The organism is Plantibacter sp. LMC-P-059a (assembly GCF_030209505.1).
Lineage (GTDB): Bacteria > Actinomycetota > Actinomycetes > Actinomycetales > Microbacteriaceae > Plantibacter.
In genome coordinates this window covers 21,604-35,744 of record NZ_JARVRZ010000007.1, presented here as the reverse complement: position 1 = coordinate 35,744, position 14,141 = coordinate 21,604, and the positions used below count along the sequence as shown (strand labels likewise).

The following is a 14,141-nucleotide window of genomic DNA, read 5'->3' as shown; positions in this document are numbered from 1 at the left end:
TCCGTCTGCCCGCAGCCGTCAGCCGACGACGAGGGCGCTCCTGGCGAGATCCCCGGCACCGATGACACCGGCGTCGTTCACGAGCTCGGCGATGCTGAAGCTCGGCTCGGGGTGGAAGCCGCGCGCCGGGAGGTGGGCCAGGAACGCCTCGCGCACCGGGTCGAGCAGGAGGTCTCCGGCCTGGGCGACGCCACCACCGATGACGAACACGTTCGGGTCGAGGATGGCCGACATGCTCGCGAGGGCCTGGCCCAGCAGGCCGGCGAGTTCGCGGAGGCACCGGAGGGCACCGGGGTCACCGGCCTCCAGCAGGGCGGAGACGTGGTGACCGTTCAAGACGCCTCCTGCGGCAGCGCGTGCCCGCGCGAGGGCGGCACCGTCGCCGCCTGCGTCCGCGGCGCCGTTGGCGAGGCGCAACAGCGCGTTCCCCGAGCAGTACTGCTCGACGCAGCCGCGGGCACCGCAGCCACAGGGCAGCCCGTCGGGGATGAGCCGCATGTGTCCGAGCTCCGCCCCGCTGCCGAAGCCGCCCGTGAGCAGCCGGTCGTCCAGGACGATCGCCCCGCCCACACCCGTACCGATCGTGACCATGACCATGCTGCGCTCGTCGCGACCGGCGCCGAAGCGGAACTCGGCCCAGCCTGCGGCGTTCGCGTCGTTCTCGATCGTGACGATCTTGTCGGGCAAGCGGGCCGCGAGTCGCGCCTGCAAGGGCTCGTTCCGCCAGGCGATGTTCGGTGAGTAGAAGACCGTGGAGCGGGTGGCGTCGAAGAACCCCGGCGCGGCGACGCCGACACTCTTGATGCTGCCGTCGTCCAGCGACCGGACCATGGCGACGACGTCCTCGATGATGGCGTCGGGATCGGCGGCCTGCGTCGGCGTGCGCCCGGCCGCGAGGATCCGGCCCTCGTCGTCGACGACACCGCCCGCGATCTTCGTCCCGCCGATGTCGATGCCGATCGCGTTGGCCATAACGATGCCGTCTCCCTGTCCTGTGGCGCCGACGTCGCTGCCATGCGCAGATCCGTCGGCTCGAGCGTCGGTCCTCCGCACGCCGCAGTCGAGTCTACTGAGCCGCTGCGCGCCACAGAAACCGCGTGAATACCGGTGCCCTAGGATGGAGCCACATCTTGCCGACCTGGTACCGAAGGAGTTGCCGTGGAACAGTTCGACGTCCCTGCAGTCGTCGCAGCAGACCCATCCGCCAATGCGACCGATCTGCTCGTGAAGCGGTTGGCCGCTGCACCGAACGCCCCACTGTTCGCCGTGCCACGTGGTTCGGAGTGGGTGGATGTGACCACCGCCGAGTTCCACGCACAGGTCGTCGCGCTCGCGAAGGGCTTCGTCGCGGCCGGCATCGAGCCCGGCAGCAAGATCGGGCTCATGTGCAAGACCCGCTACGAGTGGACGCTCATCGACTTCGCCGCCTGGTTCGCGGGCGCACTGCTCGTCCCCATCTACGAGACGAGCTCGCCGAGCCAGGTCCAGTGGATCCTGGGCGACTCCGGCGCGACGAGCGTCATGGTCGAGACCCCCGACCAGTTCGCCCGGTTCGACGAGGTCCACGGCGACCTCCCCGAGGTGACGCGGGTGTGGCAGATCGACCTCGGCGACCTCGACAAGCTCTCCGCCGCCGGAGTCGACGTCCCCGACGCCGAGATCGAACGCCGTCGCAACCTCGCGGTGGGCTCGGACATGGCGACCCTCATCTACACCTCGGGATCGACCGGTCGTCCGAAGGGTTGTGTGCTCACCCACTCGAACTTCGTCGAGCTTTCTCGGAACTCCGCGGTAGCGCTCAAGGACGTCGTGTCCGCTCCCGGCGCCTCGACCCTCCTCTTCATCACGACCGCCCACATCTTCGCTCGGTTCATCGCGGTGCTGTGCGTGCACTCCGGGGTGAAGACGGGGCACCAGCCCGACACCAAGCAGCTCCTCCCCTCGCTCGGCACCTTCAAGCCCACCTTCCTGCTCGCCGTGCCACGCGTGTTCGAGAAGGTCTACAACTCCTCGGAGCAGAAGGCGGAGGCGGGCGGGAAGGGCAAGATCTTCCGCGCGGCAGCCGAGACGGGCATCGCCTACTCGAAGGCGCTCGAGTCCGGGACGGTCCCCCTCGGTCTGAAGCTCAAGTTCCGCGTCCTCGACCGCCTGGTGCTGTCGAAGATCCGCACGGCGATGGGTGGCCGCGTCCGCTACGCGGTCTCGGGGAGCGCTCCCCTCGGCCCGCGACTCGGCCACTTCTTCCACGCGCTCGGCATCGTGATCCTCGAGGGCTACGGCCTGACCGAGACCACCGCGCCGGCCACCGTCAACCTCGCGCAGAAGTCGAAGATCGGCACCGTCGGCCCCGCACTGCCCGGAGTCTCCCTGCGCATCGCCGACGACGGCGAGGTCGAGGTCCGCGGTATCAACGTCTTCAAGGAGTACTGGAAGAACCCCGAGGCGACGGCCGAGGCCTTCGACGACGGTTGGTTCCGCACCGGCGACATCGGGTCGTTCGACACCGACGGCTTCCTGACCATCACGGGCCGCAAGAAGGAGATCATCGTCACCGCGGGCGGGAAGAACGTGGCCCCGGCCGCGCTCGAGGACCCGATCCGCGCGACACCGGTCGTCGGCCAGGTGGTCGTCGTCGGCGACCAGAAGCCGTTCATCAGCGCGCTCATCACCCTCGACACCGAGATGTTGCCCTCCTGGCTCGCCAACAACGGGCAGGACGCGTCGATGAGCGCTCAGGACGCGGCACGGAACCCCGCCGTCCTCGCCGCCGTCCAGCGCGCCATCGACGAGGCGAACACCAAGGTGTCCCGCGCGGAGTCGATCCGGAAGTTCGTGATCCTCGACGAGGAACTCACGGAGGCGAGCGGGCACCTCACCCCGAAGCTGAGCATCAAGCGCAACGTGATCCTGAAGGACTTCGCGGAGACGATCGAGGGCATGTACCTCGGAGCGGGCTCCCCCGAGACCCAGGGGATGTCCCTGAAGTGACCCGTCTGGGGGTCGGCGTCCGGACCTCCGTTCGCCGGGCCCGCAGTGCTGCGCCTCGTGCGTCTCGCGGGGCGCTTAGAACCAGTCGCTCTCGCGGACCTGCCGCATCGCCTCGCGCCGGTGTTCCTTCGACAAGCGGTCGAGGTAGAGCATCCCGTCGAGGTGGTCGGTCTCGTGCTGCAACGCCTGCGCGAGCAGACCTTCGCCCTCCACGACCAGCTCCTCGCCGTCGAGGTCCACACCGACCGCACGTGCGTAGGGATGGCGCGGCGTCGGGAACCAGAGACCTGGGACCGAGAGGCATCCCTCGCCGATCTCCTCGGGTTCACCGCGGACTTCGACGAGCCTCGGGTTGATGAGATACCCGATCACGCCGTCGACGTTGTAGCTGAACACCCGCAGACCGACGCCGATCTGGGTCGCCGCGACGCCGGCCCGTCCCGGGAGCTCGACGCTGTCGACGAGGTCGCGCACGAGGCTTCGGATGTCGTCGTCGATCGCGCCGACCTCGGTCGTCTGGGCCTTCAGGACCGGGTCACCGAAGAGTCTGATGGGGCGTGTCGTCACGGGTGGGGTCCTTCCGGGCGGATGGCGGTGGTGGTGGCAGCGGAGACCGGCCGCATCGCCTCCGGGGAGGGACACGACCGGTCTCGGGGATGATCAGGCGTTCGGCTTCACGACGACGAGCAGATCGCCCGCCTCCACCTGCTGGGTTGCCGGGATCGCGAGCCGCTCGACGACACCCGCGACGGCGGTCGTGATGGCCGCCTCCATCTTCATGGCCTCGATCGAGGCGACCGGCTGGCCGGCCTCGACGCGGTCGCCGATGGCGACCTTCACGGTGACGACGCCGGAGAACGGCGCGGCGACCTGGCCCGACACGGAGGTGTCGGCCTTCTCGGCCGTCCGGACGTCGACCTCGACGCTGCGGTCGCGGACGAACACCGGACGGAGCTGGCCGTTGAGCGTCGCCATGACGGTCCGCATGCCCTTTTCGTCCGCCGCACCGATCGCTTCGAGGCCGACGAACAGCCGGACACCCTTGTCGATCTCGACGACGTGCTCCGTGCCCGGCTCGAGACCGTAGAGGTAGTCGGCCGTGTCCACGACGGAGAGGTCGCCGTACAGGTCACGCTGCTGCTCGAACTGCTTGGTCGGCGCAGGGAACAGCAGGCGGTTGAGGGTCGAGCGACGCTCGGCCGACTCGCCGTCCAACGCGGCCTGGTCCTCAGCCGAGATCGGGGTGATCCCGATGTCGACGGAGCGTCCGGCCAGCACCTTCGACCGGAACGGCTCCGGCCACCCGCCGGGCAGTTCGCCGAGTTCGCCCGCCATGAAGCCGACGACCGAATCCGGGACGTCGTACTTGTCGGGGTTCGCCTCGAAGTCGGCCGGGTCCGCCTTGACGGCGGCGAGGTGGAGGGCGAGATCGCCGACGACCTTGCTGGAGGGGGTGACCTTCGGCACGCGGCCGAGGATCTTGTTGGACGCCGCGTACATGTCCTCGATGAGCTCGAAGTGGTCGGCGAGTCCGAGGGCGATCGCCTGCTGGCGGAGGTTCGACAGCTGGCCACCGGGGATCTCGTGGGTGTACACGCGACCGGTCGGGCCGGCGAGTCCGGACTCGAACGGACGGTACATCGCCCGGACGGCCTCCCAGTACGGCTCGAGATCGGCGATCGCCTGCAGCGAGATGCCGGTGTCGCGCTCCGTGTGGGCCAGCGCGGCGACGAGCGACGACGCCGAGGGCTGGCTGGTGGTGCCGGCCATGGGGGCGCTCGCGACGTCGACGGCGTCCGCGCCGGCGTTGCTCGCGGCCAGGAGCGTCGCGAGCTGTCCGCCCGGCGTGTCGTGCGTGTGCACGTGGACCGGCAGATCGAACCGCTCGCGGAACGCCGCGACGAGCTTCGCCGCCGCCGACGGGCGGAGCAGGCCTGCCATGTCCTTGATGGCGAGCACGTGCGCGCCGGACTCGACGATCTTCTCCGCGAGTCGCAGGTAGTAGTCGAGGGTGTAGAGGTCCTCGGCGGGGTTCAGCAGGTCTCCCGTGTAGCAGACCGCGACCTCCGCGATCGTCGTCCCGGTCTCGAGGACCGCGTCGATGGCCGGTCGCATCTGCGACACGTCGTTGAGCGCGTCGAAGATCCGGAAGATGTCGATCCCGGTGTCGGCGGCCTCGCGCACGAAGGCGTTGGTCACCTCGGTGGGGTACGGCGTGTACCCGACGGTGTTGCGTCCGCGGAGCAGCATCTGGATCGCGATGTTCGGCATGGCCTGCCGCAGGGAGGCGAGTCGCTCCCAGGGCTCCTCGCCGAGGAAACGCAAGGCGACGTCGTAGGTGGCACCGCCCCAGGCCTCGACGGACAGCAGCTCGGGGGTGAGCCGGGAGACGAACGGCGCCACGGCGAGGAGGTCCTTCGTCCGGACACGGGTGGCCAGGAGCGACTGGTGCGCGTCTCGGAACGTGGTCTCCGTGACCGCCAGCGCCGTCTGCGCACGGAGCGCCTCGGCGAAGCCCTTCGGGCCGAGCTCGAGCAGCCGCTGGCGCGAACCGGCCGGAGCGTCGGCGGTGATGTCGATGGACGGGAGCTTGTCGACAGGGTCCGGTCCGGGCGGGCGGGAGCCGTTCGGCTGGTTCACCGTGACGTCCGCGAGCCAGTTGACGATCTTCGTCCCGCGGTCCTTCGAGACGTGTCCGCGCAGCAGCTGCGGTCGCTCGTCGATGAAGGAGGTGCTGAGGTCGCCGGCGACGAAGGAGTCGTCCTCGAGCACCGCCTGGAGGAAGGGGATGTTCGTGGAGACGCCGCGGATGCGGAACTCCGCGAGGGCGCGCTTCGCCCGCGTGACCGCGGCTTCGAAGGTGCGGCCTCGGCAGGTGAGCTTGGCGAGCATCGAGTCGAAGTGCGGGCTGATCTGGGCACCGGACGCGACCGTGCCGCCGTCGAGGCGGATGCCACCGCCACCCGGGGACCGGTACGTCGTGATCTTGCCGGTGTCGGGTCGGAAGCCCGCCGTGGGGTCCTCGGTGGTGATGCGGCACTGCAGCGCGAAGCCCCGCAGGTGGAGCGAGTCCTGGGTGAGCCCGAGGTCCGTCAGCGACTCGCCCGCAGCGATCCGCATCTGCGACTGCACGAGGTCGACGTCGGTGACCTCCTCGGTGACCGTGTGCTCGACCTGGATGCGCGGGTTCATCTCGATGAAGACGTGCTGGCCCTTGCGCTCACCGGCGGTGTCGAGCAGGAACTCGACCGTTCCGGCGTTGACGTATCCGATCGACTTCGCGAACGCGATGGCGTCGCGGTACATCGCCTGGCGGGTGTCCTCGTCGAGGTTCGGGGCCGGAGCGATCTCGACGACCTTCTGGTGCCGACGCTGCACCGAGCAGTCACGCTCGAACAGGTGGATGGTCTCACCGTCGGCGCTGGCCAGGATCTGGACCTCGATGTGGCGCGGCCGGACGACGGCCTGCTCGAGGAACATCGTGGGGTCGCCGAAGGCGCTGTCCGCCTCACGCATGGCCGCCTCGAGGGCGCCCCGGAGGTCGGCCTCGGTGTCGACGCGGCGCATACCGCGGCCGCCACCGCCAGCGACCGCCTTCGCGAAGATCGGGAACCCGATCTCGGCGGCTCCCGCCAGCAGCTCCTCGATGTCGCGGCTGGCCGGGGTCGACTTCAGCACCGGGACGCCGGCGGCGATCGCGTGCTCCTTCGCGGTGACCTTGTTCCCGGCCATCTCCAGCACCGACGACGGCGGGCCGATGAAGGTGATGCCCGCGGCACGGGCCGCCTCGGCGAGCTCGGGGTTCTCCGAGAGGAAGCCGTACCCGGGGTAGATGGCGTCGGCGCCCGACTCCTTCGCGACCCGGATGATCTCCGAGACGTCGAGGTAGGCCCGCACGGGATGACCCTCGGAACCGATCTGGTAGGCCTCATCGGCCTTCAACCGATGCATCGAGTTGCGGTCCTCATACGGGAACACCGCAACCGTCTTCGCCCCCAGCTCATACGCGGCACGGAACGCCCGGATGGCGATCTCTCCGCGATTGGCGACAAGAATCTTCCTGAACATGGAACCCTTTCCACAACAGCCAACTCAGCAAACGTTGAGATTCCCTAGCCTAGTCACGGTAACGTTGAGCCTTGTGCATGTACTCAGCGTTAGCTCCCTGAAGGGGGGCGTCGGCAAGACCACCGTCACCCTTGGCCTGGCTTCCGCCGCGTTCTCGAAGGACATCCGCACGTTGGTCGTGGATCTCGACCCGCAATCCGACGTCTCGACCGGCATGGCCGTCGACGTCGCCGGTCACCTCACGGTGACGGATGTGCTGACCTCGCCGAAGAAGAAGATCGTCGAGCAGGCGATCGTGGCGAGCGGCTGGACGAAGATCCACCCGGGCAAGATGGACGTCATGATCGGCAGTCCATCCGCGATCAACTTCGACGGCCCGCACCCGAGCATCCGCGACATCTGGCGGCTCGAAGAGGCACTCGCACACGTCGAGGAGGAGTACGACCTCGTCCTCATCGACAGCGCCCCCTCGCTCAACGCCCTCACCCGCACGGCCTGGGCCGCCAGCGACCGCGTGGCCGTCGTCACCGAGCCCGGCCTCTTCTCCGTCTCCGCGGCCGACCGCGCGCTCCGCGCCGTCGAGGAGATCCGCCGCGGGCTGAGCCCCCGGCTCCAGCCGCTCGGCATCATCGTCAACCGGGTGCGTCCGCAGTCCATGGAGCACCAGTTCCGCATCAAGGAACTCCGCGACATGTTCGGCCCCCTCATCCTCAATCCGCAGCTCCTCGAGCGCACCTCGCTGCAGCAGGCCCAGGGCGCGGCGAAGCCCGTCCACGTCTGGCCGGGCGACACGGCGCAGGAGATGGCGAAGAACTTCGACTCGCTCCTCGACCGCGTGCTCCGCACCGGCCGGGTCGGCGAGTACGCCGACGGCGCTCCCCCGGAGCCTGCGGCCGTGACCAGCACGTCCACCGTCGAGACGCCCGTCACCGAAGGCTGATCGCGGCGCCGCCGATCTCGTCGGCGCGACGTCGGGCATCGGCGGACGGTCGTTCGGCGGCCTGAGTGTCGTGCTCTTCGACGGGCTCAGAGACCGATGGCAGGCCCTTCGACAAGCTCAGGGACCGGTAGCAGGCCCTTCGACAAGCTCAGGGACCGGTAGCAGGCTCTTCGACGGGCTCAGGGTCCGGTGTGATGGGTACAGCACGGCTCCGGCCTCGAGGACCGGGACGCGCGAGAGCGATGGTTACGCGGTGCGGGCGGAACGACGCGCGGCGAGCTCGTCCATCGGGTCGGCCGACTGGGCGTCGAACTCGATGAGGGTCGACTCCACTTCGCGGAGGACCTTGCCGACGGCGATGCCGAAGACGCCCTGCCCGCGGCTGACGAGGTCGATGACCTCATCGTTGGACGTGCACAGGTAGACGCTGGCCCCATCGCTCATCAGCGTGGTCTGGGCGAGGTCGACGATGCCGGCCTCTCGGAGCTGGTCGACCGCGGTGCGGATCTGCTGGAGGGAGATCCCCGTGTCCAGGAGACGCTTGACGAGCTTCAGGACGAGGATGTCGCGGAACCCGTAGAGACGCTGCGTCCCGGACCCGGATGCTCCGCGCACGGTGGGCTCGACGAGACCGGTGCGAGCCCAGTAGTCGAGCTGGCGGTAGCTGATGCCGGCGGCGCGGGCGGCGATGGCTCCGCGGTAGCCCTGGCCCTCTTCGAGTTCCGGCAGTCCATCGGTGAACAGCAGCCCGAGGTCACCGTATCGTGACGCACCGTCGCGACTGAGTTCACTCATGTCTGCTTCTCCTCGATGTTCGCTTCACGGTCTGCGTGGTCCTGACGGGGGCGTCGGAACGGCTCGGCCGCTTCCACCACGGTATCGATCAGCCGCTGCCAACGTTGCGACATCCGTTCGAAACGGGCGGCGTGTCGTGACGAGTGACCGAACTGTGACCTGGCCGTGATGGATGAGGGCAGTCTACGCCCTGGACGGCTCGTCAGGAGGATTGGTGTCGTTCGAGCGCGGTGCGGACGAGGTTCGACCGCACCCCCTCGAGCTGGGCCGCGATCTCCACGGCGCGGTCGGCGGTGCGGGCGCGCCCCGCGGCGTCGTTCCGCTTGGACACGGCGCTCAGCGCGCTCTCGATCAGTCCGACCTCGCGCTCGACCGAGGCACGGAACCCGCGCAGATGGCGAGGCTCGATGCCGGACCGCTGCAACTCGACCAGGATGCGCAGCAACGACGCCACGTCTTCGCCGTAGTTCTCCGCCGGGAGGATCAGGGAGGCGCTCACCGCGTCGTTGAACAGCATCGGCGTGGCTCCGGCCTCACGGATGAGCTCGTTCCGGGAGAACCTGCGGGCGCTCGGGTGGATCGACGGTGCGCCGACCGACTGCCCCGAGCCGGGGAACATCGGAGACCGGCCTGCGTCGACCTCGACGAGGTAGGTGCGGATGACCTTCAACGGGAAGTAGTGGTCGCGCTGCATCGACAGGATGAGCCGGAGCCGCTCCAGATCGTCGCCCGAGAACTTCCGGTAGCCGGACTTCGTGCGCGCCGGCGAGACGAGGCCCTGCTCCTCGAGGAAGCGGAGCTTCGAATTGCTCAGCTCGGGGAACTCCGGAGTGAGACGCGCGAGGACCTGCCCGATGCTGAGCAGCGGAGCAGCATCGCTTCGCGCGTTCGCGCTGGCTGCCGCCACTAGCTTCCCAGCTGGGAGGCGAGGTCGATCCGCGACGCGTAGAAGGTGAGGCGGAACTTGCCGATCTGGACCTCCGCGGCGTCGCGCAGGATGGCCTTGTCGATGCGGACGCCGTCGAAGTAGGTGCCGTTCAGCGAGTTGAGGTCGCGGATCTCGAAGGCCGTGCCGTGACGGTGGAACTCCGTGTGGCGACGCGAGACGGTGACGTCGTCGAGGAAGATGTCGGCCTCGGGGTGTCGGCCGACGGTCGTGACGTCGGCGTCGAGGAGGAACCGCGCTCCGGCGTTCGGCCCGCGACGGACGATCAGCAGCGCAGACCCGGAAGGGAGTGCCGCGATCGCCTCATGCTCCTCAGCGGTGACGTCGGAGTCGATCGCCGCGAGGGCTGCTCCGAGGTCTTCACCGAAGGTGAGTGTCGTGTCGACTTCCCGTTCGCCCGAGCCGCTCGTCGGTGCTCCGTCAGTGACGGATCCCGGCGTGTACGCCCCGGTCGCGGGATACTTCTCATCGTGCTCAGCCACCGTCGACCTCCTCTCCGTCAAGCGTATCCGATGTGGCGTGCCTGTCGAGCCGCCCGGACGAGGGTGACGTGACGGATCCGGCACCGTCCGGCCGCCCCGGACGGCGGTCACCCGCGATGCGGACGGTCTGCAGCAGGTACAGGACACCCGCCCACCAGTAGAGCGCCGCTCCGGCGATCCACGAGACCCAACCGAGTGGCGTCGCGACCATCGCCACGGCAGGGAACGCCGCTCCGAGCATGAGGACCGGGAGCCCGATGAAGAGCAGCGCCGTGCCCCACTTCCCGACCCGTGTCACGGGCAGCATCCCCGAGCCGGACCGGTGGAGGACGACCGCCAATCCGACCAGCAGCACGTCCCTCGCCACGACGACGATCAGCCACCACCACGGGATGAGGTCGCGGGCGGCCAGGCCGATGAGCGCCGCGATGATGTAGAGCCGGTCGGCCGCGGGATCGAGCTGACGTCCGAGTCGCGTCATCTGGTCGAACCGCCGGGCGATCCATCCGTCGAGGAGGTCGGTGACGCCTGAGAACGCGAGCGTCACGAGCGCCCAGAGGGCCTCGCCCTACACGAGCAGGATCAGGAAGACCGGGACGAGCAGGATGCGGAGGACGCTGAGCGCGTTCGGGATCGTGACCAGGCGGTCCTCGCCGGTCCGTCGATGCCCTCGTCCCACCCCGTCCGTCACGGGTCGAGTCTACCGAGCGGCTGCTCTAGCATCGGAGGATGGAGAGCCCTTCGAGCGTGCGCGTCGATGCGTGGGTGTGGGCCGTCCGCCTGACGAAGACCCGCTCCGCCGGCGCCTCCGCTTGTCGCGCCGGCCATGTGCGGGTCAACGGCGACCGCGCGAAACCGGCTCAGCCCGTCCGCATCGGCGACGAGGTGCGTCTCCGGGTGGCCGGCTTCGATCGTGTCGTGGAGGTGCGACGCCTCATCGCGAAACGGGTCGGCGCCGACGTGGCGGCCGAGTGCCTGATCGACCGCTCTCCCCCGCTTCCGACCCCCGCCGAGCGCCAGGTCGTCGCCGTCCGTGACCGCGGGGCCGGCCGCCCGACCAAGCGCGAACGCCGTGACATCGAGCGACTCCGAGGTCGTTGAGGCACGGAGCGCACCATCGGGCGGCGCTCAGCCGTCGCGGCTGACGGTTCAGACGGCACCCACGTACCGCCAAGGTGGTTGGTGCATGCTTGACGGATGTTCCGTCGCCATCCCGTCCTCAGCACCCTGACCGTGGTGTACCTGGGACTCGTCGCGATGATCACGCTCGGCCCCCGGCCGTTCGACGGACGGACCGAGTCGCTCGTGTACCGGATCGTCGACGTCCTCGCGCGGTGGGAGACGACCGCCTGGATCACGTACGAGCGGCTGGAGTTCGGAGCGAACGTCGCCATGTTCGTTCCGATCGGCGTCTTCTTCCTCCTTTTGCTCGGCCGACGCCGGTGGTGGCTCGCCGTGCTGATCGCCGCGACCCTCACCGTCGCCATCGAGACGGCGCAGCTCACCATCCCCGGACGGGTGAGCGATCCCCGCGACCTCCTCGCCAACACCTCCGGTGCCGTCGCCGGCGTGGTGGTCGGCCTCGTCCTGACTGCCGGGAGCGGGCGCCGAGCGCGCGCCTCGGCCCGGCGGCGTCCGGCCCTGCAGCACTGATCGGACGGACGTGCCCGTCGACCGGGTCCAGGCTGAGAGTGGTTCCAAGGCCCTTTCAGTAGAGTGCGAGCGGGCCGTCGGCCCGTCGGATACCGAGCTGGAGTGCAAGCCATGAGTGGACCATCGTCGTCGGGGAACCTCGAAGAGCTGAAACGGCTCAAGGACGAGTTCACGCGGTTCATGATGCTGTACAAGTTCGGCATCGACGAGATCACGACGAAGCTGAACATCCTCAAGGAGGAGTTCACGCAGATCCACGACTACAACCCCATCGAGCACATCAGCTCGCGGTTGAAATCGCCCGAGAGCATCATCGGGAAGATCGAGCGGAAGCAGTACGGACAGGACATTGACGACATCCGCGAACACATCACGGACATCGCCGGGATCCGCGTGACCTGCAGCTTCATCTCCGACACCTACAAGGTGTTCGAGCTGCTCACCAGCCAGCAGGACATCACGGTCGTGAAGGTCAAGGACTACATCGCGAACCCCAAGCCGAACGGCTACCAGAGTCTCCACGCCATCGTCGAGGTGCCCGTGTTCATGTCGGACGGTGTCGTCCAGGTCCCGGTCGAGATCCAGTTCCGGACGATCGCGATGGACTTCTGGGCCAGCCTCGAGCACAAGATCTACTACAAGTACGACAAAGCCGTTCCCGACACCCTGCTCGCGGAGCTCAAGCACGCCGCGGAGGCGGCCTCACGGCTGGACGCGAAGATGGAGCACCTCCACGGCGAGGTCCTCGCCCTCGACAGCGCGACCGGCCCGCAGACCACTCGCGACGGACACCCGAGGCCGCCGTCACTCGCCGACCGCGTCATGACCGAACTCATCGACGGGCTCGAGACCCGCTAGAGCGCCTTCCGCATCTGCACGGCCATCGTCTCGTACCCGAGGGACTCGTAGAGTCCTCGTGCGATGCGGTTGAACCCGAACACGTTCAGCCCGAGCGTCTTCGCCCCCTGTTCCTTGGCCGCCGTCTCGGCAAGCTGCATGGCCTCCCGGCCGAGCCCTCGTCCGCGGAATGGCTCGTCGATCTCCACGTCCCAGATCCACCACTCATCCGGGTGGCTCGTGCTGCGCGGTCCGATCCAGAGGACGCCGACCGCCGTCTCCTCGAGGACGACCTCGAAGACGAGATGGCCGACCTGGAGGCGACCGGCGGGGAACGTCTCCGCAAGGGACTGCGCCGCCTTCGCCGTCGCCTCAGCCTCCGTCTCCCCCGCCTCGATGCGCTCGAGGCGGTACTGCGCGTTCGCCGCGAGCATCCACCCCCGCAGTCGATCGGCTGGCATGCGGACGAGCGTGGCGTTCATGAGGACATCCTCCCAGACGGCCGCGGCGTCCTCGGTCCGTGACGGGAATACTTCACACCCGAACCGTGCTGGACTCCGAAGGACACACGATTGGGACCCGCCCGTCGTCATCCGGAGAATCGAGACATGCCGATCGACACCGCACCGCACCACGACGCGCCCGCCGAGCACGACGCCTGGCGGAAGGACCGTCGCGCCGCCGTGACGGCACCGCTCGGCAACCTCGCCCTCGTGGAGACCCGCTGGCTCCCCGACGAGACCCCGGCCACCCTCGACGAGGCTGCGGCGGCCATCGCGGCCGAACAGCCGGACGGGGTCACCGTGACGACCCTCCGCCGCACCCACCTCGAAACGGGCGCGGACGAGGTCGGCATCCGCAGGTGGGACGCCGCAGCCCCGGCCGTCGAGGCGTTCGTCGACGTCCCCGTCTTCCCGTACGACCCCTCCTGGGTGCAGACGGCCCACTTCACGCCGGTCGACGGTTCGCGGACCGTCCCCTTCGAGCACATCCGCGACAACGGCGGCTCGCGCGAGCTGGTCGTCCCGGGCGACATCACGTTCACGAGGGACGGGACGACCTACACGATGAGCGCCTTCGACGACGGCGGAACCCTCCTCCTCGTGTTCGGCGACGCGACGAACGGCCTCGACGGAGAGACCGGCACCTACGGCGCAGGCCGGTTCCTGTTCGTCGAGCGGACCGACGACGGCGGGTTCGGCACCGCGGGCGAGGTCGTCCTCGACTTCAACCGAGCCTTCGTGCCGCCGTGCGGCTTCTCGGTGCAGTACAACTGTCCGATGCCGCCGGCGCAGAACCGGTTCGCCGAGGAGGTCCGCGCCGGGGAACGCCTCGTCCGGTTCCGCGACGGCTTCGACCTCTACGCCGTCTGACCGACGGCACGACGCCCCACCCCACCAGCTGCACCTCCCGCATCACCACCACCCCCACA

Annotated in this window: 14 protein-coding genes and 1 pseudogene; 6 read left to right on the top strand and 9 right to left on the bottom strand. The window is 68.9% G+C overall.

What is annotated here, in order from left to right:
• Positions 1–18: 18 nt before the first annotated feature.
• Positions 19–972, bottom strand: a complete 954-nt coding sequence (locus tag QRN27_RS16335; protein ID WP_285043151.1) for an ROK family protein — start codon at positions 970–972, stop codon at positions 19–21.
• Between the two features lie 186 nt (positions 973–1,158).
• Between QRN27_RS16335 and QRN27_RS16330 the strand changes: the two genes are divergently transcribed.
• On the top strand, positions 1,159–2,988 hold the full coding sequence (locus QRN27_RS16330; protein WP_285043150.1) for an AMP-dependent synthetase/ligase: 1,830 nt from the start codon (positions 1,159–1,161) through the stop codon (positions 2,986–2,988).
• Between the two features lie 75 nt (positions 2,989–3,063).
• On the opposite strand, the gene QRN27_RS16325 is transcribed toward QRN27_RS16330, so the two are convergent.
• Entirely contained in the window at positions 3,064–3,555 is a 492-nt protein-coding gene (locus tag QRN27_RS16325) for a peptide deformylase (protein ID WP_056005388.1), read from the bottom strand.
• A gap of 93 nt (positions 3,556–3,648) precedes the next feature.
• A complete protein-coding gene (locus QRN27_RS16320; protein ID WP_285043149.1) occupies positions 3,649–7,056 on the bottom strand; it encodes a pyruvate carboxylase in 3,408 nt (1,135 codons plus the stop codon).
• Positions 7,057–7,129: 73 nt separating this feature from the next.
• Between QRN27_RS16320 and QRN27_RS16315 the strand changes: the two genes are divergently transcribed.
• Positions 7,130–7,996, top strand: a complete 867-nt coding sequence (locus tag QRN27_RS16315; protein ID WP_082455728.1) for a ParA family protein — start codon at positions 7,130–7,132, stop codon at positions 7,994–7,996.
• 246 nt (positions 7,997–8,242) lie between these two features.
• Here QRN27_RS16315 and QRN27_RS16310 read toward each other — a convergent pair whose 3' ends face one another.
• The 5 genes and pseudogenes from QRN27_RS16310 to QRN27_RS16290 form a co-directional block, all read right to left on the bottom strand.
• A complete protein-coding gene (locus QRN27_RS16310) occupies positions 8,243–8,791 on the bottom strand; it encodes a MerR family transcriptional regulator (protein ID WP_056005382.1) in 549 nt (182 codons plus the stop codon).
• Positions 8,792–8,993: 202 nt separating this feature from the next.
• The gene (gene ftsR, locus QRN27_RS16305; RefSeq protein ID WP_285043148.1) at positions 8,994–9,698 is read right to left on the bottom strand and encodes a transcriptional regulator FtsR; all 705 of its coding nucleotides are present in this window, start codon (positions 9,696–9,698) and stop codon (positions 8,994–8,996) included.
• Entirely contained in the window at positions 9,698–10,219 is a 522-nt protein-coding gene (locus tag QRN27_RS16300) for an FHA domain-containing protein (protein ID WP_285043147.1), read from the bottom strand. The genes ftsR and QRN27_RS16300 overlap by 1 nt, the downstream gene beginning before the upstream one ends.
• A pseudogene (locus QRN27_RS16295) lies at positions 10,212–10,769 on the bottom strand (CDP-alcohol phosphatidyltransferase family protein); the annotation flags it as partial. The gene QRN27_RS16300 and the pseudogene QRN27_RS16295, both read right to left, overlap by 8 nt.
• Positions 10,770–10,787: 18 nt before the next feature.
• Entirely contained in the window at positions 10,788–10,910 is a 123-nt protein-coding gene (locus QRN27_RS16290) for a hypothetical protein (RefSeq protein ID WP_285043145.1), read from the bottom strand.
• A 38-nt stretch (positions 10,911–10,948) separates the two neighbouring features.
• Between QRN27_RS16290 and QRN27_RS16285 the strand changes: the two genes are divergently transcribed.
• The 3 genes from QRN27_RS16285 (at position 10,949) to QRN27_RS16275 (ending at position 12,730) form a co-directional block, all read left to right on the top strand.
• On the top strand, positions 10,949–11,320 hold the full coding sequence (locus QRN27_RS16285; protein ID WP_194670134.1) for an RNA-binding S4 domain-containing protein: 372 nt from the start codon (positions 10,949–10,951) through the stop codon (positions 11,318–11,320).
• 96 nt (positions 11,321–11,416) lie between these two features.
• Positions 11,417–11,872 carry a VanZ family protein gene (locus tag QRN27_RS16280; RefSeq protein ID WP_194670135.1) on the top strand — a complete coding sequence of 152 codons (456 nt, stop codon included), beginning with the start codon at positions 11,417–11,419 and terminating at the stop codon, positions 11,870–11,872.
• Between the two features lie 111 nt (positions 11,873–11,983).
• A complete protein-coding gene (locus QRN27_RS16275) occupies positions 11,984–12,730 on the top strand; it encodes a GTP pyrophosphokinase (protein ID WP_285043144.1) in 747 nt (248 codons plus the stop codon).
• Here QRN27_RS16275 and QRN27_RS16270 read toward each other — a convergent pair.
• Positions 12,727–13,191 carry a GNAT family N-acetyltransferase gene (locus QRN27_RS16270; protein WP_194670137.1) on the bottom strand — a complete coding sequence of 155 codons (465 nt, stop codon included), beginning with the start codon at positions 13,189–13,191 and terminating at the stop codon, positions 12,727–12,729. The genes QRN27_RS16275 and QRN27_RS16270 overlap by 4 nt on opposite strands.
• Positions 13,192–13,317: 126 nt before the next feature.
• On the opposite strand from QRN27_RS16270, the gene QRN27_RS16265 reads away from it, so the two are divergent.
• The gene (locus QRN27_RS16265; RefSeq protein WP_285043143.1) at positions 13,318–14,082 is read left to right on the top strand and encodes a DUF1684 domain-containing protein; all 765 of its coding nucleotides are present in this window, start codon (positions 13,318–13,320) and stop codon (positions 14,080–14,082) included.
• Positions 14,083–14,141: the final 59 nt, after the last annotated feature.